Source organism: Bradyrhizobium sp. AZCC 1578, from assembly GCF_036924675.1.
Lineage (GTDB): Bacteria > Pseudomonadota > Alphaproteobacteria > Rhizobiales > Xanthobacteraceae > Bradyrhizobium.
Map to the genome: position 1 here is coordinate 4,451,379 of NZ_JAZHRZ010000001.1, position 20,386 is coordinate 4,471,764.

At 63.4% G+C, this 20,386-nt stretch carries 19 protein-coding genes; 8 read left to right on the plus strand and 11 right to left on the minus strand.

Going from position 1 to position 20,386, the window contains the following annotated elements; translation table 11 throughout:
- The first annotated feature begins 45 nt into the window (after positions 1-45).
- Together V1290_RS21215 and V1290_RS21220 are read left to right on the plus strand one after the other, a co-directional pair.
- A complete protein-coding gene (locus V1290_RS21215) occupies positions 46-1,230 on the plus strand; it encodes an FAD-dependent monooxygenase (protein WP_334366213.1) in 1,185 nt (394 codons plus the stop codon).
- A gap of 311 nt (positions 1,231-1,541) precedes the next feature.
- On the plus strand, positions 1,542-3,350 hold the full coding sequence (locus V1290_RS21220; protein ID WP_442895003.1) for a putative bifunctional diguanylate cyclase/phosphodiesterase: 1,809 nt from the start codon (positions 1,542-1,544) through the stop codon (positions 3,348-3,350).
- 140 nt (positions 3,351-3,490) lie between these two features.
- Here V1290_RS21220 and V1290_RS21225 read toward each other — a convergent pair whose 3' ends face one another.
- The 3 genes from V1290_RS21225 to V1290_RS21235 form a co-directional block, all read right to left on the minus strand.
- Positions 3,491-3,889, minus strand: coding sequence for a DUF1801 domain-containing protein (locus V1290_RS21225; RefSeq protein WP_334366214.1), 399 nt, complete (start codon positions 3,887-3,889; stop codon positions 3,491-3,493).
- Positions 3,890-4,047: 158 nt separating this feature from the next.
- A complete protein-coding gene (locus tag V1290_RS21230) occupies positions 4,048-5,220 on the minus strand; it encodes an acyl-CoA dehydrogenase family protein (RefSeq protein WP_334366215.1) in 1,173 nt (390 codons plus the stop codon).
- A gap of 41 nt (positions 5,221-5,261) precedes the next feature.
- Positions 5,262-6,497 (minus strand): MFS transporter, encoded by a 1,236-nt coding sequence (locus tag V1290_RS21235; RefSeq protein WP_334366216.1) that lies wholly within the window; start codon positions 6,495-6,497, stop codon positions 5,262-5,264.
- A gap of 42 nt (positions 6,498-6,539) precedes the next feature.
- On the opposite strand from V1290_RS21235, the gene V1290_RS21240 reads away from it, so the two are divergent.
- Positions 6,540-6,752: a hypothetical protein gene (locus tag V1290_RS21240; protein ID WP_334366217.1), complete on the plus strand. Its 213-nt coding sequence runs from the start codon at positions 6,540-6,542 to the stop codon at positions 6,750-6,752.
- A 188-nt stretch (positions 6,753-6,940) separates the two neighbouring features.
- Here V1290_RS21240 and lepA read toward each other — a convergent pair whose 3' ends face one another.
- On the minus strand, positions 6,941-8,752 hold the full coding sequence (gene lepA / locus V1290_RS21245; protein ID WP_334366218.1) for a translation elongation factor 4: 1,812 nt from the start codon (positions 8,750-8,752) through the stop codon (positions 6,941-6,943).
- A gap of 114 nt (positions 8,753-8,866) precedes the next feature.
- Between lepA and V1290_RS21250 the strand changes: the two genes are divergently transcribed.
- Both V1290_RS21250 and V1290_RS21255 read left to right on the plus strand, forming a co-directional pair.
- Positions 8,867-10,465 carry a glycosyltransferase family 39 protein gene (locus V1290_RS21250; RefSeq protein WP_334366219.1) on the plus strand — a complete coding sequence of 533 codons (1,599 nt, stop codon included), beginning with the start codon at positions 8,867-8,869 and terminating at the stop codon, positions 10,463-10,465.
- Positions 10,466-10,487: 22 nt separating this feature from the next.
- Positions 10,488-11,285, plus strand: a complete 798-nt coding sequence (locus V1290_RS21255) for an SDR family NAD(P)-dependent oxidoreductase (RefSeq protein WP_334366220.1) — start codon at positions 10,488-10,490, stop codon at positions 11,283-11,285.
- A gap of 7 nt (positions 11,286-11,292) precedes the next feature.
- Here V1290_RS21255 and V1290_RS21260 read toward each other — a convergent pair whose 3' ends face one another.
- The 5 genes from V1290_RS21260 to V1290_RS21280 all read right to left on the minus strand — a co-directional run bounded on the left by V1290_RS21260 (position 11,293) and on the right by V1290_RS21280 (position 15,286).
- Complete coding sequence (locus tag V1290_RS21260) at positions 11,293-11,619, minus strand: HPr family phosphocarrier protein (RefSeq protein WP_065746723.1); 327 nt, start codon at positions 11,617-11,619, stop codon at positions 11,293-11,295.
- Positions 11,616-12,017: a PTS sugar transporter subunit IIA gene (locus tag V1290_RS21265; RefSeq protein WP_247838581.1), complete on the minus strand. Its 402-nt coding sequence runs from the start codon at positions 12,015-12,017 to the stop codon at positions 11,616-11,618. The genes V1290_RS21260 and V1290_RS21265 overlap by 4 nt, the downstream gene beginning before the upstream one ends.
- Before the next feature lie 132 nt (positions 12,018-12,149).
- Positions 12,150-12,671: an HPr kinase/phosphorylase gene (locus tag V1290_RS21270; RefSeq protein WP_334366221.1), complete on the minus strand. Its 522-nt coding sequence runs from the start codon at positions 12,669-12,671 to the stop codon at positions 12,150-12,152.
- Positions 12,668-14,485, minus strand: a complete 1,818-nt coding sequence (locus tag V1290_RS21275; RefSeq protein ID WP_334366222.1) for a sensor histidine kinase — start codon at positions 14,483-14,485, stop codon at positions 12,668-12,670. The genes V1290_RS21270 and V1290_RS21275 overlap by 4 nt, the downstream gene beginning before the upstream one ends.
- A gap of 99 nt (positions 14,486-14,584) precedes the next feature.
- Positions 14,585-15,286 (minus strand): response regulator transcription factor, encoded by a 702-nt coding sequence (locus tag V1290_RS21280; protein ID WP_027541437.1) that lies wholly within the window; start codon positions 15,284-15,286, stop codon positions 14,585-14,587.
- Positions 15,287-15,505: 219 nt separating this feature from the next.
- On the opposite strand from V1290_RS21280, the gene V1290_RS21285 reads away from it, so the two are divergent.
- The 3 genes from V1290_RS21285 to V1290_RS21295 all read left to right on the plus strand — a co-directional run bounded on the left by V1290_RS21285 (position 15,506) and on the right by V1290_RS21295 (position 18,311).
- Positions 15,506-16,240: a HugZ family pyridoxamine 5'-phosphate oxidase gene (locus tag V1290_RS21285; RefSeq protein ID WP_334366223.1), complete on the plus strand. Its 735-nt coding sequence runs from the start codon at positions 15,506-15,508 to the stop codon at positions 16,238-16,240.
- A 106-nt stretch (positions 16,241-16,346) separates the two neighbouring features.
- A complete protein-coding gene (locus V1290_RS21290) occupies positions 16,347-16,511 on the plus strand; it encodes a hypothetical protein (protein WP_334366224.1) in 165 nt (54 codons plus the stop codon).
- A 183-nt stretch (positions 16,512-16,694) separates the two neighbouring features.
- Entirely contained in the window at positions 16,695-18,311 is a 1,617-nt protein-coding gene (locus tag V1290_RS21295) for a phosphoenolpyruvate carboxykinase (protein WP_334366225.1), read from the plus strand.
- A 35-nt stretch (positions 18,312-18,346) separates the two neighbouring features.
- Here the strand turns inward: V1290_RS21295 and rocF are convergent, their stop codons facing one another.
- A complete protein-coding gene (gene rocF, locus V1290_RS21300) occupies positions 18,347-19,348 on the minus strand; it encodes an arginase (protein ID WP_334366226.1) in 1,002 nt (333 codons plus the stop codon).
- 136 nt (positions 19,349-19,484) lie between these two features.
- Positions 19,485-20,303: an acyl-CoA thioesterase gene (locus tag V1290_RS21305; RefSeq protein ID WP_334366227.1), complete on the minus strand. Its 819-nt coding sequence runs from the start codon at positions 20,301-20,303 to the stop codon at positions 19,485-19,487.
- Between the last annotated feature and the right edge of the window lie 83 nt (positions 20,304-20,386).

Below are 20,386 nucleotides of genomic sequence, written 5' to 3' on the forward strand. Positions count from 1 at the left end.
ATAGCTTGAACGAGCAAGCTTCCGAAGCATTTTTCGCGTGGGATGATGACGCAGCCGCAGCTCACTGTTGTGATCATTGGAGGTGGCATTGGCGGATTGTTCGCCGCGAACGCGCTGATCGCTCACGGCTTCGATGTTTCCGTCTATGAGCAGGCGCCCGCGCTTGGCGAGGTCGGGGCGGGGGTATTTCTGACACCCAACAGCGTGCGGCAGTTGCAGCGGGTGGGGCTCGGACAGCAGGTGGAAAGATGGGGGGCCAGGGTCGGTACCGCTTCTCACTATTTTCGCCACGACGGCGCGCCGATCGCCCCGGTTCAGGTGACGGACTCCGCGGGCTGGAATGCGACGTTCGGCATGCATCGCGCGGACCTGGTCGAAATTCTGGCCAAGGCATTGCCGCCCGCCGTAGTTCGCACGGGCCATCGCGCTACAGGCTTCGAGCAGGCCGATCAGGTTGCGCGCGTGACATTCGCCAATGGCGCCGCCGCCGAAGGCGACGTCGTCATCGCTGCCGATGGCATCCACTCGGAGCTCCGGCGCTATGCGGCGCCGCCGTCCCGGCCGGTGTTTCACGGCTCCGTCGCCTATCGGGGCGTGCTGCCGCATCAGCGCATTCCGCGCTGGCCAACCGACCGCTGGCAGATGTGGCTGGGCCAGGGAAAACATTTTCTCAGCTTTCCGGTTCGATCGGGCGAGCTCATCAACTATGTCGGCTTCGTGCCGGCCGATGCCGAAATGAAGGAATCCTGGTCTGCGCCCGGAGATCCCGACGTGCTTCGCCGTGAGTTCGAGGGCTGGGACCCGCGCATCGGGACGTTGCTGAGCCAGGTCGACAAGACGTTCCGATGGGCGCTGTACGATCGCGAGCCGCTGCCGGCCTGGACGCGCGGGCGCTTGACGCTGCTTGGCGATGCCGCGCATCCGATGCTGCCGCATCTCGGCCAGGGCGCCAACCAGTCGATCGAGGACGGTATGGCGCTGGCAACAATTCTGGCGCAGGCGTCGCGCGCCAATGTGTCGGTCGCGCTGCTGGCTTATGAGCGGCTGAGACGCGAGCGCGTAGCGGCCGTTCAGCGCGGTGCGCGCGAGAATGGGATGCGCTACGACTCATCCTACGCCGATCTCGGCGTGCGCGACGCCGAGATATCAGCCCATGCGGCGTTCCGCAGGCGGCTTTACGATCACGATGTGGTACCGGAAGCGCAGGCCGCGGCATCTTCGCTGTGCTGAACAGTCGTTGCACGTGGTCGTATTAACTGCGCGATAACCTTCCCGGTCACTGACGGACATCTATGCGCACGTTCGGCGTTTCGCGCATTCCTTGTGCATCCGCCGCGCGAGAAGCCGTGCCCGGCGGCCGCGCGTCGATTATGCCCCGTGGATCGGCGGTCCGCACCGCGCTTGTACACGCAAAGCGTGTGTGTGCAGTTTTGTCAGGCCGCGCATGAGCGCGTGAGGTAGTAGTTTCTACGACAAGAGATACCTTTTTTTCAGAGACTTATCTGAAAACTTTGCACGCACAGTGCGAGTAGAGCGTGGTAATGCCGAAGAAGCCAAAAGCTGCCAGGAAGCCGAAACAGTCGATTGTCCGTTTTCCTGGCCGGCCCGCAAAGCCCGCTGCGACCCGGGATGGCGGCATCATCGGACTGCGCGTCGACATCACTGAGTTGAAGCAGCGCGAGGCTTCGTTCCGGCTGCTGTTCGACAGCAATCCGGTTCCGATGATCGTCTGCGCGCTGGGTGACGAACGAATCCTCGCCGTCAACGACGCCGCAATCCAGCACTACGGTTACAGCCGCAGTGAATTCGAGAAGCTCACGATCCGCAACCTGCAGGCCTTCGACGTCGAGCCGCCATGGGCCGGCGAACACGCCGGCGACGAGCGCGCGGCCCACGCCTGGAAGCATGTCAGGGCCGACGGCGCGCTGATCGATCTGGCGATCTATTCGCGTCAGCTTGTTTACGGCGGTCGTCCCGCGGTCCTGCTTGCGCTGATGGACACCACCGAACGCAAGCGCGCCGAGGCGCGGCTGACGTTCATGGCCCAGCATGACGGCCTGACCGGGCTACCGAACCGCAATTTGCTGCGTCAGCAGATGGACGACATCCTGCTGCGCACCCGCCGCAACGCCGAGAAGGTGGCGGTGCTCGTGCTCGGCCTCGACCATTTCAAGGCGGTCAACGATACGCTCGGCCACGGCATCGGCGACAAGCTGCTGCGCGGCGTCGCCAAGCGATTGCAATCGATGCTGCGTGAGGAAGATGCGCTGGCCCGGCTCGACTCCGACGAATTTGCGGTCATCCAGAGCGGGGTGACGCGACCCGAGGATGCAGTGTTCATGGCGAGGCGTCTATTGGACGCGATCGCCGATCCCTATCTTCTGGACGGGCATTCGGTCGTGATCGGCGCCAGCATCGGCATTGCGATGTCGCCCGGCGATGGTGACGAATCCGAGAAACTGCTGAAGAACGCCGACCTCGCGTTATCGCGGGCCAAGAACGATTCCCGCGGCACGTTCTCGTTCTTCGAGGCCGGAATGGACGCACGCGCCCAGACCCGCCGCAAGATCGAAACCGAACTGCGCGAGGCCGTGCACACCGATGCGCTGCGGCCCTATTACCAGCCGCTGGTCGATCTTTCGAGCGGGCGCATCACCGGCTTCGAAGCGCTGGTGCGCTGGCCGCATCCCGAGCGCGGCATGATCTCGCCCGCCGAATTCATCCCCGTTGCGGAGGAGACCGGGCTGATCAACGCCGTCGGCGGTCTGATGCTGCGCCGCGCCTGCACGGATGCGGCGCAATGGCCTGACGACGTTCGTGTAGCGGTCAATCTGTCGCCGCTGCAGTTCCGCGTCGGCAATCTCTTGTCGCTGGTCGTGGAAACACTAGAGCAGTCCGGCCTGCCGGCGAAGCGCCTGGAGCTTGAGATTACCGAGACGCTGCTGTTGGAAAAGAGCAGTGAGGTGCTCGCGACCTTGCATGCGCTGCGCGCGCTCGGCGTCCGCATCTCGATGGACGATTTCGGCACCGGCTATTCCAGCCTGAGTTACCTGCGCAGCTTTCCGTTCGACAAGATCAAGATCGATCAGTCCTTCGTGCGCGACCTTGCCGCCAATCCCGATGCCCAGGCGATCGTGCGTTCGATCATCAGCCTCGGCAAGGGCCTCGGCGTCACGATCACGGCGGAAGGCGTCGAGAGCGAGGCCGAGGTAAATTGCCTGCGCAACGAGGGATGCCATGAGGGGCAGGGATTCCTGTTCAGCCGCGCGCGGCCCAATGCGGAGATCGTCAGTCTGTTGAAGACGCAAGGCAACTGGAGCGCGCCGGCAGGTGCGGCGCTGGTGGCGTGAGGCTGGCATCGCTTTCACAGCCGTCATTGCGAGCGCAGCGAAGCAATCCATTGGACCGCAAAGCAAGAGTGGATTGCTTCGCGGAGCCTGTCATCGGGCGCGCATTCGCGCGACCCGTTGGCTCGCAATGACGGTGGAGACTACTTCGCCCGTGCCGTCTTCTTCCTCGCATGATACGTCAGCGCCAGCGCCACGCAGTGGCGCAGCGCGGCCTCGGGGAGTTTGTCGCCGGCGTCGAGCAGAACGCTGCGGTTGCCGCCGTAGCGCAGTTCCGGATAGAGCTCGCGAAATGTCTCGACTAGATCGGTCTGGCAGTGGAAATAGACCGCGTAGCGGCCGGCTTCCGCCTTCACCTGGTCGATCCGGGTCGTGCTGCCGCTCTTGCTCTCGGTCGTGAGATAGCTCGGCTGCCCCCATTTCAGCGTCTCTTCCAGGGCGCCGACGCCCTCGGTGGTCCTTGCGGTATCGAAGATCAGCCGGCGCAGCGCCAGCAGTTTTGCCCTGACCGGATTGGGATAGGCTTCGAAGACCGCTTCCACCGCAGCATCCCGGGTGGCAACGCGTGGCCGTTTGGCGATGCGCTTTGCAGTTTGCTTCCGTGCCGCCTTCTTCATTGCAATGTCAGTGCATCCTGCCAGCTTCCATTGCAGAACCTAAAGCAGGATGCGAGCGGGCGGAAGCCGTCTCTTGCGTTGCTTCATCGCGTCGTCGGCGGTGCGTCGAGATTGCCGGCGAGGATCGCCCGGCCGGCATCCTCGTAATGGGCGTCACGGCCCTGGATCTGCTGCGCGATCGCGTGCATGTCGCGAAAGCGGCGCTCGAACTTGTTGGCATTGAACACGGCCGTTGCGCCCGTCATGTGATAGGCGGCGTCGACCACGGCGGCCGATTGATGGATCGTCCATGTCGAGGCGAGGCGCAGCGCCACGCGATGGGCTTCGGTGATAACAGCGCCTTGCGACAGGTCACGCCATACATCCGCAGCAGTGGCATAGAGATAGGCGCGGGTGGCGCGCAGTTGCGCCTCGGTGCGCCCGATCAGCCCCTGCACGGCGTTGTTGTCGCGCATCGCCTTTGACGCTTGCGGTGTCTTACCCCGGGCAAGGTCGGTCGCCGCATCGAGCGTGGCGCGGGCGACGCCGAGCGAGGTTGCCGCAAAGCCCATGCCGAAAACCATGTTGGTAGAGAGTTTGTACAGCGGCCCGTTCTCGCGCAGCGCCGCCGGATCGTCGCGCAGCGCTGCGAACTTTTCCGGGATGAACAGATTGTCGACCGAATAGGAATCGGTGCCGGTGCCGCGCAGGCCGATCACGTCCCAGACGTCGTGCATCGTGGCGCTGGTTACCGGAAACAGAATGGTACGAATCTCCGGCGAACCGTCCGGCTTGCGCCGCGGGGTGCCGTCGGCTTCGACGACCCGGACATGGGCGCCGAGCCAGCTTGCCTGCCGCGAGCCGGAAGCAAAATCCCAGCGCGCGCTGGCCTTGTAGCCGCCGGGGACCGCCTGCACCTCGTGGTTGATCGCGCCCCAGGCCAGAATCCCGGGTGCAACGTTGAAGATCTCGTTGGCAGCATCGGGATCGAGATAGGCCGCGGTCATGGCGCAGACGCTGCACTGGCCGAGGCACCATGCGGTCGAGGCATCCGCCTTGGCGACCTCCTCCTGCATCTGCATGAACGTTTCCAGCGGCACTTCGGCGCCGCCAAAACTCTTCGGCAGCAGCGCGCGGTAAAGCCCGTTCTCGATCAGCGCCTGTGTCACCGCTGAAGTCAGGCGGCGGGTCCGCTCGATCTCGTCGGCCTCGCGCGCGATCAGTGGCTCTAGCGCCCGCGCGCGTTCCACGAGGTGGATGCTAGGCTGCCTGTTCATGCGTTTCCTCGCATTCTCTTCTTCTTGGCGTTTTTCTATATTCACGCCGCCGCGCGACCGATATTGAGCGACGGCTGCGGCGGTCGCTTGGCCGACGGGAAACTCAAGGCTATTGCGACGGCGGCCATGCCGATCGTGAAGGAGCCGACATAGAGCCAATTATAGCCGTGGAAGGCATCGAATACCCAGCCACCGGCGAGCGGCCCCAGCGCCATGCCGAGGCTGGCAAAGGCGGACACGGCGCCGAACATGCTGCCCATGATGCGCACACCGAAATATTCGCGCACCAGCACGGCGTATAGCGGCATTACGCCGCCATAGGCGAGGCCGAAGACAACCGACAGCGCATAGAACTCGCCGAGCTGGCCGACCGCGAGATAGGTTGCGATCGCCAAGGCCTGCACGAACAGGCCGCCGACCAGAACGTGCTTGGCGCCGAAGCGATCGGCCAGCAAGCCGAGCAGCAAACGGCCGCCGAGGCCGGAGAAGCCGGCGAGGCTATAGACGGTGACCGCGGTCAGTGGCGCGATGCCGCAGATCATGGCGTAGCTCACCAGATGGAAGATCGGTCCCGAATGCGCCGCGCAGCAGGCGAAATGCGCGCCCGCCAGGATGATGAATTGCGGCGTTCGCAGCGCCTGCGCGACCGTCCACTGCCCGTCAGGCGCGCCGATTCCATGGGCAGCGACGGGCGTTGAGGGTTCTGGCGGCCGCCGCACCAGCAGCGAGGCCGGGATCAACAGCGCCAAGGCGACGATGCCGATCACCAGCATCGCCGTGCGCCAGTCATAGGAGGCGATCAGCCAGCTTGCGAACGGCGCGACCGTCATCGGCGATACGCCCATGCCGGCCGACACCAGCGCCACCGCAAGGCTGCGACGATGTTCGATCCAGGCGCTCGCCACCGCGACCATCGGTGCATAGAAGCTGCCGGCCGAAATCCCGATCAAGACGCCGAACGCCAACTGAAATTGCCACAGGCTGGTGGCCTGGCTCGCGCCGATCAGCCCGGCGCCAAGCAGCAGCGTGCCAGACAGGACGACGATACGGGTGCCGAACCGGTCGGATAGCGTGCCCCAGAAGAACGCCGCCAATCCCATGGCGAGAAAGTTGATCGTTGCTGCCGCCGAGACGCCGCTGCGCGACCATCCCATGGCCTCCGAAATCGGTTGCAGGAACACGGCCAACGACAACATCGAGCCGAACGCGACGCAGGTCATCAGCGCGCCTACGGCGACGACGACCCAGCCGTAGGATGAACCGGAGGCCTTGCCCATGCGTTTCCTTGCGCGTGTGCTGTTATTTGTATGCGCGGGATAATGGTGGCCTATTTGGCGTCGTCGCGCAATGCGGTGGAAGGCAACCCTCTCATTCGAAGATCATCTGATTGTGCGTTGCATTCGGCGGAGCATCGCGCGCGCGCCGAGGACGACGAGCAGCGCACGATCGAGCTGTTTGGAATCGATTTGGCCGATGATGCTCAGGACACGATCGTGTCGCAGCGCGATCATCTTGTCTGTCATAATTTGTGAACGAACACGAAGCCATTCGAAGGCTTTTCTGTGCTTGCTCCACTTCTTGACCACAGCGCGGCGCGAGCGCCGGCGAGCCAGGGCCCATTCTACTTTGCATGGGGTTGTTTTCGCGATTTTGTGTCCAGGCCGTCGGAGAGGCGCGCTGCGCCCGGCACACGAGATCGTTAGTGCTTCGCGAGCAGCCCTCAGCTATCCACCTTCAGCGCGGCAATGAACGCTTCCTGCGGGATGTCGACCTTGCCGAACTGCCGCATCTTCTTCTTGCCTTCCTTCTGCTTCTCCAGAAGCTTGCGTTTGCGCGTGATGTCGCCGCCGTAGCATTTGGCGGTGACGTCCTTGCGCAGCGCGCGGACGGTTTCGCGGGCGATCACCTTGCCGCCGATCGCGGCCTGGATCGGGATCTGGAACATGTGCGGCGGAATCAGTTCCTTCATCTTCTCGACCATGGCGCGGCCGCGGCCCTCCGCGCGCGTCCGGTGCACCAGCATGGACAGAGCATCGACTGGCTCGCCGTTGACGAGGATCTGCATCTTGACGAGGTCGGCCACCTTGTAGTCGGTCAGATGATAGTCGAACGAGGCGTAGCCCTTCGAGACTGACTTCAGCCGGTCGTAGAAATCGAACACGACTTCGTTGAGCGGCAAATCGTATTTCACCATCGCGCGGGAGCCGACGTAAGTTAGCTCCTTCTGCGCGCCGCGGCGGTCCTGGCACAGTTTTAGCACGCTGCCGAGATATTCGTCCGGCGTGAGGATCGTGGCCTCGATCCACGGCTCCTCGATGTCGGCGATCTTGACGACATCGGGCATGTCGACCGGGTTGTGGATCTCGATCTCCTGCCCATCAGTCAGGTGCATCTTGTAGATCACGCTCGGCGCCGTTGCGATCAGGTTGAGATCGAACTCGCGCGACAGCCGCTCCTGGATGATTTCGAGATGCAGCAGCCCGAGGAAGCCGCAGCGGAAACCGAAGCCGAGCGCGGCCGAAGTCTCCATTTCGTAGGAGAAGCTCGCATCGTTGAGCCGCAGCTTGCCCATTGCCGCGCGCAGCGTTTCGAAATCGTTGGCATCGACCGGGAACAGGCCGCAGAACACCACCGGGATTGCCGGCTTGAAGCCGGGCAGCATCTCGGTAATCGGCTTCTTGTCGTCGGTGATGGTATCGCCGACGCGCGTGTCGGCCACTTCCTTGATCGCCGCGGTAATGAAGCCGATCTCGCCGGGGCCGAGCTCGTCGACCTGCTCCATCTTCGGCGTGAAGAACCCGACGCGCTCGACATCATAGGCCGCGTTGGTGCCCATCATGCGGATGCGCTGGCCCTTTTTCATCGTGCCGTCGACGACGCGGATCAGCACGACGACGCCGAGATAGACGTCATACCAGCTATCCACCAATAGCGCCTTCAGCGTCGCGCCGCGGTCGCCCTTCGGCGGCGGCAGGCGAGTCACGATGGCTTCCAGCACGTCGGGAACGCCCAGGCCGGTCTTGGCCGAGATCATCACGGCGTCCGAGGCGTCGATGCCGATCACGTCCTCGATCTGCTGCTTGACCTTGTCAGGCTCGGCCGCCGGCAGGTCGACCTTGTTCAGAACCGGCACGATCTCGTGATTGTTGTCGAGCGCCTGATAGACGTTGGCGAGCGTCTGCGCCTCGACGCCCTGGCTGGCATCGACCACCAGGAGCGAGCCTTCGCAGGCCGCCAGCGACCGCGAGACTTCGTAGGCGAAGTCGACATGGCCAGGCGTGTCCATCAGGTTGAAGATGTAATCCTTGCCGTCCTTGGCGCGGTAGTTCAGCCGCACCGTCTGCGCCTTGATGGTGATGCCGCGCTCGCGCTCGATATCCATGGAATCGAGCACCTGTTCCTTGCCCGCCATTTCACGGTCCGACAGCCCGCCCGTCATCTGGATCAGGCGGTCAGCCAGCGTCGATTTGCCATGGTCGATGTGCGCGACAATGGAGAAGTTGCGAATGTTGGAAATGGGCGCAGTTGTCATGGGGCGCGGGATAGCATTCGCGTCCCCGTGCGGCAACCATCTTGCTGTATTTTAAGGGGCTTTCTTCACGCCAAGCTGATTCCACTAGAGCCGAAAACACGCTAGGCAATGGCCATGTCGACTGCATCCATTTCGCCCACGGCCGCGCGCTTGAGGCGCATTCCCTCGATCCGGCGGCTGGCCGCGTGGCTGGCCTCACGCGCCAGTGATCCCAAAGCCAGCCTGTGGCTGGTGACCGGCTTTGCCGTGGTCCACGCCGTGCTGTGGACGCTGATCCTGGTCAGTCTGAAGACCGGGCAGGACGTCCATATGGACGTCGCGGAAGCCTTCGCCTGGGGGCAGAAGTTCCTGCTCGGCTATGGCAAGCACCCGCCGCTGTCGGGATGGGTCGCCGGCATCTGGTTCATGCTGTTTCCGGTCACGGACTGGGCGACCTATGCATTGGCAATGGCGACGCTTGGCTGCTCCCTCGTGATCTGCTGGCTATTGGCGTTGCGCGTGGTCGATCGCCGCCGCGCGTTCTTCGTCGTGGCGATGCTCGCGCTCTATCCGATCTTCAACTTCAAGGGCTTCAAGTACAATCCGGACCTGCTGCAACTCGTCACGCTGCCGCTCGTCGTGCTGGCCTATCTCGACGCGTTCGAGAAACGCAGCCTCAAATCGGGCGTGTGGCTCGGGCTCGCCGGTGCGCTGGCGCTGATGACCAAATACTGGGTGCTGACCATGATCGGCGCCGTCGGCCTTGCCGCGTTGATCCATCCGCAGCGTTTGCAGTTCCTGCGTTCGCCGGCGCCATGGGTCGCGATTGCCACGCTCGTGGTCGTAATGCTCCCGCACTTCATGTGGCTGAAGCAGGTGAACTTCGTCCCGCTCACCTATGCCGGCGATACTTACTCTCTCACCGATCGCGCGATGATCGACGATCTCGCGCTGGGCTATGTCGGGCACAATCTCGCGCTGCTGGCCGCACCGGTGATACTCGGCGCGATCGCGCTGATGTGGCGGCCGTTGCGCCTGATGCCGTTTCCGGCCTTCGCGCGCGGCGCCAACACCGGCGTCAACATTTCGCAGGCGATCAATGTCTGGATCGTCCAGGCGGTCGTGGCGATCGGTCCGCCGCTGGGTGCGTTGATATTCCACGTCTACATCAAGACCGACTGGGGCATCCCGCTGTTCTTCCTGGTGCCGCTCGCGCTGGTCGCGATCCCTGCGGTGCGGATCCGCAAGATCGCGCTGTTGAACCTGACGACGACCTGGCTCGTCATTTCGCTCGTCGTGCTGGCGATATCGCCAAGGATCGTCGCCTACGAACTGGATGAAAAGCGCACCGCAGGCGCGCCCTACCGGGCGCGTTCCGAACTCGCCCGCGAACTGACCGAAGCCTGGCACACGCGGTTTTATTCGCGCTGGCCGGTGGTCGCCGCCTATACCGATACCGGCCAGCCTGTCACCTTCTACAGCCCCGACCATCCGGCGCCGCTGACGCCGGACGAGCCGTGGTCGTCCGGCCTGACCTCGCTCGAGGAGGCGAAGCGATCGGGCTTCATCGGCATCTGCGAGGTCGGCGACTGGAAGCTGGAAAAATGCGAGGCGTGGATGCAGGCCCATGCCGCCAATGCCGAGCGCATGGTGATGACCACGCGGCGACTCTTTCTCGGCAAGGCTGGCCCCGCGACGGCCTGGAACATCTTCATCGTACCGCCGGCCAGATAGAAATCACTCGAAGGGGCAACGCATGGATCTCGACCTGACGGATAAAACGGCGCTCGTGACCGGCTCGACCCGCGGCATCGGGCTCGCGACCGCCATCGGGCTTGCGCAAATGGGCGCGGAGGTGATCGTCAACGGCCGCGAGCAGGCGGCGGTCGGCGAGGCCGTCGCGAAAGTTGAACAGGTTGCGCCGTCGGCCAAGGTGCACGCGGCGGCATTCGATCTTGGCCATGCGGCGGGCTGTGCCGCGCTGGTGGCGCAATTCCCTGAAGTCGACATTCTCGTCAACAATCTCGGCATCTACGAACCAAAGGGCTTTTTCGAGATCGAGGATTCCGATTGGTCGAGGATGTTCGAAGTCAACGTCATGAGCGGGGTGCGGCTGACGCGGCACTATTTGAAGCGGATGCTTGATAACAAGGACTGGGGTCGCGTCGTGTTCGTCTCCAGCGAATCCGGTGTCTTCGTTCCGAAGGAGATGGTGCATTACGGCTTCTCGAAATCGGCGCAGCTCGTCATCGCGCGCGGCGCGGCGGAAACCACCAAGGGCACCAACGTGACTGTCAACTCGGTGATGCCCGGCCCGACCTGGGTCGAGATGGCGCCGGTTCGCCTGGCCGCGCGCGCGAAAGCTGCGGGCACGACCGTCGACGATCTCGTCTCGCGCACCTTCAGCGAACGCCGCCCGGCATCGCTCTTGCAGCGTTACGCCGCGCCGGAAGAGATCGCCAATCTGATCTGCTACGTCTGTTCAAAAGCCTCCAGCGCCACCAACGGCGCCGCGCTGCGCGCCGACGGCGGGATTGTGACGAATCCGTTTTGATGGAGTCTCACACGCCTTCTTCGTTGAACTTGTCGGCGACCAGCGCTGCGATCGCATCGACCGCTTGCTGCGCCTCGGGGCCGATCGCGGAGACCGTGACCGAGGTTCCAGGTCCCGCGGCCAGCATCATCAACCCCATGATCGAGGTGCCGCCCACGGTCTCGCTGCCGCGCGTCACCCAGACCTCGGCGTTGAAGCGCTCGACCATCTGGACGAATTTGGCCGAGGCCCGCGCGTGCAGGCCGCGCTTGTTGATGATCTGAAGTTCCCGCGAGATGGCGCCCGCGGGCACGCTCGGCCCGAGTTCCTTGTCGGGCGCGGCCTCGTCGCTCATTTGCCGGCGAGCACGCGGCTGGCGATGGTGACGTATTTGCGGCCGGCTTCCTGCGCCATCGCGATGGCTTCGGGAAGCGAGCGCTCTTCGCGCACCTTGGCAAGCTTGACCAGCATGGGAAGATTGATGCCTGCGAGCACTTCCACCTTGGGGCGGCTCATGCAGGAAATTGCGAGGTTGGAAGGTGTGCCGCCGAACATGTCGGTGAGGATGGCGACACCATCGCCGCTGTCGACGCGATTCACCGCTTCGATGATGTCGCTTCGACACAGATCGGAGTCGTCTTCGGCTCCAATCGTGATGGCTTCAATTTGTTTTTGCGGACCCATGACATGTTCGAGCGCCGCCTTGAACTCGTCGGCAAGGCGCCCATGGGTCACAAGCACTAGACCAATCATCGGAAACTCCTCGCGGGTGCTTTTTGGTGCACCGCACGAACGCGCCACTTTGACCATCCAGAGGCCCCGCGCAAGAGGGCATCTTGGCTATTGTTCCGGAATGTGCCGGTAAAGAGTGAGGCCTGCGCCGGTTTATTCGGTGGCGATATTGGGGCTTATATGGTTACCAATCCCCTTCGAACAATCATCCAAAGGTTGGACGGAACCTGAACCGGCGGTTGTTGTCAGAGCCGCTACAATCAATGGGAGGGGGTCGTAGCCGGTTCCGACGGGGATTCTCGGTAGTAAAACACCATTCAGGCGGATAGAGAGCGCTTCTGGCGGCGGCAGCCGCTCGGCATCGCTGGCCGCAAGATCGGCGACGAGGCCCACCACCGCCTCCCCAACAAAGTCACAATGGCGAATGCCGAGGCCCCGTACCTCGATCAGCCCAGCCAATTCTCGCGCCGGGCGGACCAACAATTGTCCGGCGACTGTGTCGAGATGGACACGGTCATCGCCGACCAAAACGGCCCGCGGAACCTGTCCAGTGCGTCCGGCGAGAATCAGATCGAAGGCCAGCCGCGACTTGCCGGCGCCGGATGGCCCGCGGATCAGCACGGCGCGCTCGCCCACCAGCACGGCGGAGGCGTGCACGCTCGCGCCCGCCGTCATGGCGTGGGCAGCCTGACCACGAACCGCGCACCCGCCACGCTCGGCTTGCCGTCGGCGCCGGCCGGGCCGTGGCGGTTTTCCGCCCAGATCCGCCCATTGTGCGCTTCGATAATCTGCTTGGAGATCGATAGGCCGAGACCTGAGTTCTGGCCAAAGCCCTGATGGGGACGGTCGGTGTAGAAGCGCTCGAAGATGCGTTCCAGCGCATCCTCGCCGATGCCCGGTCCGTCGTCATCGACGATGATTTCGATCTCCGAGCGCGCGCGGCGGCAGGTGACGCGCACCTTCCCGCCGGGGGTGGAGAAGGATTGTGCATTGGACAGCAGGTTGGAGATCACCTGTCCCAGCCGGGAATCGTGGCCCGGCACCGAGAACGTATCGGTGGCGCCGCGGCCGTCGAAGCGCGCTTCGACCGCGACGTCGTGGCCGAGCCGGGTTTCGTTGGCGACCGAGGTCAGCGTCGTCAGCAGCCGGCGCAGATCGACCGGGGCCATGTCCTGGCGCTGCAATTCGGCATCGAGGCGGCTTGCATCTGAAATATCCGAGATCAGCCGGTCGAGCCGCTTGACGTCGTGCTCGATCACCTCGAGCAGGCGCGCGCGGCTGGTGTCGTTGCGTGCCAAAGGCAGCGTTTCCACCGCCGAGCGCAGCGAGGTCAGCGGATTCTTCAATTCATGGGCGACGTCGGCGGCGAACATCTCGATCGCCTCGATGCGGCTGTAGAGCGCGTTCGTCATGTCGCGCAGCGCGCCGGACAGATGGCCGATCTCGTCGCGGCGGCGGGTGAAATCGGGAATCTCGACGCGAGTCTGGATGCGCCGGCGGACACGCTCGGCGCCGTCGGCCAGCCGCCGCACCGGACCCGCGATCGTGCTCGCGAGCAAGAGCGACAGCACGATCATGACCGCGGAGGCCACGCCGCCGACCTTCAGGATCGCCAGCCGCTCGGCGGTCACCATCTGGTCGATGTCGTCGCCTTGCGTCGAGAGCATCAGCGCACCGTGTACAGCACGGAAGCGCTGCACGGGGACGGCGACCGAGACGATCACCTCGCCGCGGTCGTTGACGCGCACCATGCTGCTCTTGACGCCGTCGAGCGCCTGCACGATTTCCTGGTAGCCCTTGCCGTTCTCCGGGCCCAGTTCGCGATAGAGCGGCAGGTCGCCGCGATTGAGCCAGGTGCGGGTCGCGATCAGCGCGCGTTCGACGAAGCCCGGCTTCTCCGTGGAAGGTGGCGGCAGTTCGAATCGCAATACGTCGCCGCGGCCATAGAGACTGCGGCTGTCGAGGATCATGCCGCCGTCGCCGCCATAGATGCGGGCGCGCGTCTTGGTCGGTGAGATCAGCCGCCGCAGCACCGGCGCGACCCGCTCCGGATTGATCGGAAAATCCAGCCCGGAAGATTCGTCCGGCGCGCCGTAGCTTTCGCCGGGCTTGAGATCGAGCAGCCGGTCCGGATCGATCGTGATGGTGTTGGTTTCGACGGTGGCGGAGGCGGCAATCGCGCCGGCGATGATTTCGGCCTGCACCAGAAGGCTCTGCGCCCGCGCATCGATCAGGCCGGCACGGAATTGCGAGAGATAGAGAATGCTCGCCACCAGCGCGACGAGGCCTGCCAGATTGAGCGAGACAATCCGGCGCGTGAGGCTGGAGAAGGAAAGCGCGAAGAAGAACTGCCCGGCCCGGCGCAACCAGCCGAGCGGTCGTCGCCAGCCCTTCTCGCCCGCATTATCCTCGGCAACGCGTTCCCGATCGAGGAGCTCCAAAGCATCCTCGTGGTTCAGGTTGGGATCGGGCTGCGTTCGATCTAGCAATGGCTGAACTGCCGGTTGTGATGCGCCGATTTCTAGCTCTACGCCTTTACGCCGAACGGGCGGACGTGTCAGTTAACACTTCCGCCCGGAAAACGCAGATCAGGCTTCCTTGAAGCGATAGCCGACGCCATACAGCGTCTCGATCATCTCGAAATCGTCATCGACGACCTTGAACTTCTTGCGCAGCCGCTTGATGTGGCTGTCGATGGTGCGGTCGTCGACATAGACCTGGTCGTCATAGGCCGCATCCATCAGCGCGTTGCGGCTCTTCACCACGCCGGGCCGCGTGGCCAGCGCCTGCAGGATCAAGAACTCCGTCACCGTCAGCGTCACCGGCTCGTTCTTCCAGGTGCAAGTGTGACGCTCCGGGTCCATCCGCAACAGGCCGCGGTCCAGCGCGCGTGCATCCGGCTCCTTCGGAACGGCGGTCGGATCCTTGGGCTGGCCGCGGCGAAGCACGGCCTTGACCCGCTCGACCAAGAGGCGCTGCGAGAACGGCTTGCGGATGAAATCGTCGGCGCCCATCTTGAGGCCGAACAATTCGTCGATCTCTTCGTCTTTGGACGTTAAGAAGATCACCGGCAGATCGGACTTCTGCCGCAACCGGCGTAGCGTTTCCATGCCGTCCATGCGCGGCATCTTGATATCGAGGATCGCAAGGTCCGGCGGCGAGGTACGGAAGCCGTCCAGCGCCGAGGCACCATCCGTATAGGTCATGATGCGATAGCCTTCGGCTTCGAGCGCGATCGATACGGAAGTGAGAATGTTGCGGTCATCATCGACCAGGGCGATTGTGGGCATGAGCCTCTGCTTTCGAATAAGAGAGTGGCTTAAACGGCGGGCACTTGAGCCAGACGCCGCATAAATGGGCTTCGTACACAGTCAACGAGCAATGCAAGCTGGGCTGAAGTGTGACCGAGTTCCGCAAAACGCTCCCCCAAGGAGACGCGCGGCCCCCATATAGCACCCTGACCCGCTGAGAAAAGGCCCTTTTTGCAATAAGATGGCCGGAAAGGAACCATGCAGCCGACCGCAGATTTTGATGCTTCCAAACTGGCCCGATCGCTGCTTAGGCGTAGCCGGCAGGGCGCATTGGCCACGCTTATGCCCGAAAGTGGCGATCCCTATTGCTCGCTGGTGAACGTCGCCAGCCATGCCGATGCGTCGCCGATTCTGCTGCTTTCGCGGCTGGCGCTGCATACAAAAAACATCCTCAACGATGGCAGGGTATCGCTGATGCTGGACGAACGTGCCGCCGGCGATCCGCTGGAGGGCGCACGAATCATGCTTGCGGGACGGGCCGAGGAGGCCCAAGGGGAAGCTGCGAAAATCCTGCGCCGGCGCTATCTTAACGCTCATCCATCGGCTGAAGCGTTTGTAGATTTCAAGGACTTCTCGTTCTTTCGGATCGTCCCGTCAGGCCTGCATCTGGTCGCGGGTTTCGGCCGCATCATCGACCTCAGGCCCGAGCAGTTCATGACCGAGATCGACGATGCCGCCGATTTGCAGGAAGCCGAGCAAAACGCTGTCGAGCATATGAATGAGGATCACCGCGAGGCGATGAACCTCTACGCGACCAAACTGCTGGGCGCCGAGTCCGCGGACTGGCGCTGCACCGGTTGCGACCCCGACGGCATGGACATGCAGGCCGGCTCCGCGACGCTGCGGCTCGATTTCCCGGCACGGATCACCAGCGCCATGGCGTTGCGCAAGATGCTCGTGCGGCTGGCGGGCGAGGCGCGGGGCAAGGGCTAACAAGAGTTAACGCTTGCCATCACGGAGCAACTCCGCCGCACCGTCGAATTCATCGCCGATGACAGTGAAGAAGATTCAGGCGCTGTTGCCGTAAAACGAAGCGATGGTGCAGTTCGCGGTCACGGGCGGAAAGCTTCGTCATGAAAACACGCTCCGCGCGCTGAAATGTTCTGATGGTGCGACGCAGCAATTGCCGGCCGATCCAGTCAACGGCGGATGGTCGCGCAACCAAGAGGGCAAACCAGCGCAAAGCAGTGCAGCAAGCGATTGATACAAATCAACCTTCCGCGCTGGAATAAACCAAATCGCGTGGATCGGCTTGGCAAGCACGGCGTTCATCAATATAGGTCGCCGGACCGAGGCCGGCAGGCTATAATTCAGGGTCACCGCGACAGAGCGCGTCAAGCGACATGCGCGCGATTCGAGTAACGCGGGTTCGAGGAGGACTTTCTTCGTGCAAGAGACGGGTCTACGCAACGGTGCCTTCGGCGCCGATAAATTCGGCTTAAAAAATCTCAAGACGGTGCACTGGAATCTCGGCGCGCCGCAGCTTTATCAATATTCACTCACGGCCGGCGAGGCCGTGTTGTCGGCCGACGGCGCGCTCTGCGCGGACACCGGTGAATTCACCGGCCGCAGTCCCAAGGACAAGTTCACGGTGCGTGATGCGACCACCGACAAGAACATGTGGTGGGCCGGTAACCAGTCGATCACCTCGGAGCAGTTTGCCGCGCTCTATGCCGACTTCCTCAAGCATGCCGAAGGCATGACGCTGTATGCGCAGGATCTTTACGGCGGCGCCGATCCGAGCTTCCAGATCAAGACGCGCGTGTTCACCGAACTTGCCTGGCACTCGCTGTTCATCCGAACGCTCTTGATCCGCCCCGAGGCTCAAGCGCTGAAGGATTTCGTGCCTGAACTCACCATCATCGACCTGCCGAGCTTCCGCGCCGACCCCAAACGTCACGGCGTGCGCTCGGAGAACGTCGTCGCCATCGACTTCGCCCGCAAGATCGTCCTGATCGGCGGGTCTTATTATGCCGGCGAGATGAAGAAGTCGGTCTTCACCACGCTGAACTATTATCTGCCCGCCAAGGGCGTGCTGCCGATGCACTGCTCGGCCAATGTCGGACCCAAGGGCGACACCGCGATCTTCTTCGGCCTGTCCGGTACTGGAAAGACCACGCTGTCGGCCGATCCCAACCGCACGCTGATCGGCGACGACGAGCATGGCTGGGGCAGCGACGGCGTCTTCAACTTCGAAGGCGGCTGCTACGCCAAGTGCATCAAGCTGTCGAAGGAAGCCGAGCCGCAGATCTTCGCCGCCAGCAGCCGCTTCGGCGCCGTGCTCGAGAACGTGGTGCTCGACGAGAGCACCCGCGTACCTGACTTCGACGACGGCTCGAAGACCGAAAACACCCGTTCGGCCTACCCGCTCGATTTTATCCCGAACGCTTCGCGCACCGGCCGCGCCGGCCAGCCGAAAAACGTCGTGATGCTGGCCGCCGACGCGTTCGGCGTATTGCCTCCGATTGCAAAACTCTCGCCGGCGCAGGCGATGTATCATTTCCTGTCCGGCTATACCGCCAAGGTCGCCGGCACCGAGCGCGGTCTCGGCAATGAGCCGCAGCCGGAATTCTCCACCTGCTTCGGCTCGCCGTTCCTGCCGCTCGATCCGTCCGTCTACGGCAATATGCTGCGCGAACTGATCGCCAGGCACAACGTCGATTGCTGGCTGGTCAACACCGGCTGGACCGGCGGCAAATACGGCACCGGCAGCCGGATGCCGATCAAGGTGACGCGCGCGCTGCTGACCGCAGCGCTGGACGGTTCGTTGCGCAACGTCGAATTCCGAACCGACAAGTATTTCGGTTTTGCGGTGCCGACCGCGCTGCCGGGCGTGCCCAGCGAGATCCTCAATCCGGTCAACACTTGGAAGGACAAGGCCGAGTTCGACAAGACTGCGCGCGCACTGGTCGGCATGTTCCAGAAGAACTTTGCCAAGTTCGAAGCCCAGGTCGACGCCGAAATTCGCGCCGCCGCGCCGGATTTGAAGCTCGCGGCGGAGTAAGGCTCAAACGCAGGCAACTGCTCCAAAGGGCGGCTTCATGGGCCGCCCTTTTTGCTTTTCCGACGAATTTGGCTGTTGTCCGGAAAGACCGCGTTGCTGGGCGTGCGACGATCGGTGATCTGCAGGCCGAACAGGCTGCTGATCAATTCGACCGCGACGCGCGCGGTGCGGCCGCGTTCGTCCAGGAACGGGTTGAGCTCGACGACGTCGACTGATCGCACCAGACCGGAATCGTGCAGCAACTCCATGATGAGATGCGCTTCGCGATAGGTCGCGCCACCCGGTACCGTGGTGCCGACGCCGGGGGCGACCGCAGGATCGAGAAAATCGACGTCGAAGCTCAAATGCAGCACCCCGTTGCTCGCCCTGACGCGCTCGATCACGCGCCGGATCAGGACGGCGACGCCGAACTCGTCGATGGCGCGCATGTCGGCGATCGCGACGCGGCGGTCGAACACCAGCTTTTTCTCCAGCGGATCGATCGAGCGGATGCCGAACAGATCGAGCCGCTCGGGACCGATCGAGGCGCGGGGCACGTCGCCGAGCAGGCCCTCGAGGCCGTCCTCGCCGCAGAGAAAGGCCGCCGACATGCCGTGCATGTTGCCGGTCTCGGTCGTCTGCGGCGTGTTGTAATCGGCATGTGCATCGAGCCACAGCACGAACAACGGCCGGCCCTGTTCCTGCCAGTGTCGCGCGACGCCGTTCACCGATCCCATCGAGAGCGAGTGATCGCCGCCCATGAAGATCGGAACGGCGCCGGATCGCGCGAGCAAATACGAACGCTCGCTGAGCGCTCGGATCCAGGTTTTGATCACGTCGTAATATTTGGCATTCGCCGGCGGCGGCCCCTCGGCGGGAGCAATGGCCGGCGTCAGCATATCGCCATGGTCTTCGACGACAAAACCGAGTTGATCGAGGATGCGGCCGATGCCTGCGGTGCGCAGTGCCGCAGGTCCCATCAGCGTGCCGGCCTGCGAGGCGCCGATCTCGAGGGGGACACCGAGCAAGGCGATGCGGGGAGCGTTGGCGTCGGACATGCAGGCAGCCTCGATCAAACTGTAGCGTGGGCAAAGCGAAGCGTGCCCACCATTCAATGCAATGATTGAATCGATGGTGGGCACGGCGCAAGTGCGCCTTTGCCCCTACAAGAGAGGTAAGGGCCCAATGTTCCGCTTAGGCCTTGAAATACGCGATTTGCGTCGTGGTCGCGAGCAGGCGGCCGGAGGGTGACCACAGCTCGCTGTTCTGATCGCCGTAACTCCGGTGGAAGATCTTGGCGTCGGCTACCGCCAATATGTGCGTGATGTCCTCGGCCGCGAGATCGTCCGACGCGGTATGGAAGTACGTCGTCAGTGACACCGTGCCGAACGGGACCAGTTCCCGCCGCGCCAGAAATACTCGTCCGAAGAACGCATCCGACATCGACATCAGCGACAGCAAGTCGATCTTCCGCGGCGTGCGGTCGCCGATCCACTGTTTAGAGAACGCATCGAGCGGTGCCGTGGCAGGCGATCCGTACAAACTCGGCTCACCCTCGACGAAGCGGAAATCATACTGGTGCGTCCAGGTCATCGGCGTGTTCGGAAACGAACGCGCCTGCTCGAACGGCGTGGCGCCCGGAAATCTTGCCTGCTGGTGCGACCAGGACGGACGGCGCTCGGCGAACACGGCGGTTGCCAGCGTCGCAACATCGCCGCCGCCTTGCGTCATCTCCACGCACCAATGCTGGCTCGAACGGTTGGCCTTGACCAGGCGCACGTCGAGATCGAAGCCGCCTTCGGCGACCGGCGCGCAGAAATTCACCGTGACCGACAACGGATCGCCTGCGCGCTGCGGATGCTCCATCAGCGCGCGCAGGATGGTGGCGGCTGTGCAGCCGCCGAACGGGCCGACAAAGGCCCAGTAATTCGGGCTGGTCTTGCCTTGCCAGCAACTGTCACCGGCGGTGACTCGCGTCGCATCATCGAAGAGGTGTGGGGCTTTTGTCAGCATGGATACTTTCGATTTTCAAAGGCGACAGCCTTGCCGCAAGTGCCGTCATTGCGAGCGGAGCGAAGCAATCCATCGCGCCGCAA

Excerpts from the sequence above, each read along its gene's own strand:
- V1290_RS21215 (WP_334366213.1), top strand. The coding sequence starts at position 46 with ATGACGCAGCCGCAGCTCACTGTTGTGATCATTGGAGGTGGCATTGGC.
- V1290_RS21220 (WP_442895003.1), top strand. The coding sequence starts at position 1,542 with ATGCCGAAGAAGCCAAAAGCTGCCAGGAAGCCGAAACAGTCGATTGTC.
- V1290_RS21230 (WP_334366215.1), bottom strand. The coding sequence starts at position 5,220 with ATGAACAGGCAGCCTAGCATCCACCTCGTGGAACGCGCGCGGGCGCTA.
- V1290_RS21235 (WP_334366216.1), bottom strand. The coding sequence starts at position 6,497 with ATGGGCAAGGCCTCCGGTTCATCCTACGGCTGGGTCGTCGTCGCCGTA.
- V1290_RS21240 (WP_334366217.1), top strand. The coding sequence starts at position 6,540 with ATGGTGGCCTATTTGGCGTCGTCGCGCAATGCGGTGGAAGGCAACCCT.
- lepA (WP_334366218.1), bottom strand. The coding sequence starts at position 8,752 with ATGACAACTGCGCCCATTTCCAACATTCGCAACTTCTCCATTGTCGCG.
- V1290_RS21250 (WP_334366219.1), top strand. The coding sequence starts at position 8,867 with ATGTCGACTGCATCCATTTCGCCCACGGCCGCGCGCTTGAGGCGCATT.
- V1290_RS21255 (WP_334366220.1), top strand. The coding sequence starts at position 10,488 with ATGGATCTCGACCTGACGGATAAAACGGCGCTCGTGACCGGCTCGACC.
- V1290_RS21260 (WP_065746723.1), bottom strand. The coding sequence starts at position 11,619 with ATGAGCGACGAGGCCGCGCCCGACAAGGAACTCGGGCCGAGCGTGCCC.
- V1290_RS21265 (WP_247838581.1), bottom strand. The coding sequence starts at position 12,017 with ATGATTGGTCTAGTGCTTGTGACCCATGGGCGCCTTGCCGACGAGTTC.
- V1290_RS21270 (WP_334366221.1), bottom strand. The coding sequence starts at position 12,671 with ATGACGGCGGGCGCGAGCGTGCACGCCTCCGCCGTGCTGGTGGGCGAG.
- V1290_RS21280 (WP_027541437.1), bottom strand. The coding sequence starts at position 15,286 with ATGCCCACAATCGCCCTGGTCGATGATGACCGCAACATTCTCACTTCC.
- V1290_RS21285 (WP_334366223.1), top strand. The coding sequence starts at position 15,506 with ATGCAGCCGACCGCAGATTTTGATGCTTCCAAACTGGCCCGATCGCTG.
- rocF (WP_334366226.1), bottom strand. The coding sequence starts at position 19,348 with ATGTCCGACGCCAACGCTCCCCGCATCGCCTTGCTCGGTGTCCCCCTC.
- V1290_RS21305 (WP_334366227.1), bottom strand. The coding sequence starts at position 20,303 with ATGCTGACAAAAGCCCCACACCTCTTCGATGATGCGACGCGAGTCACC.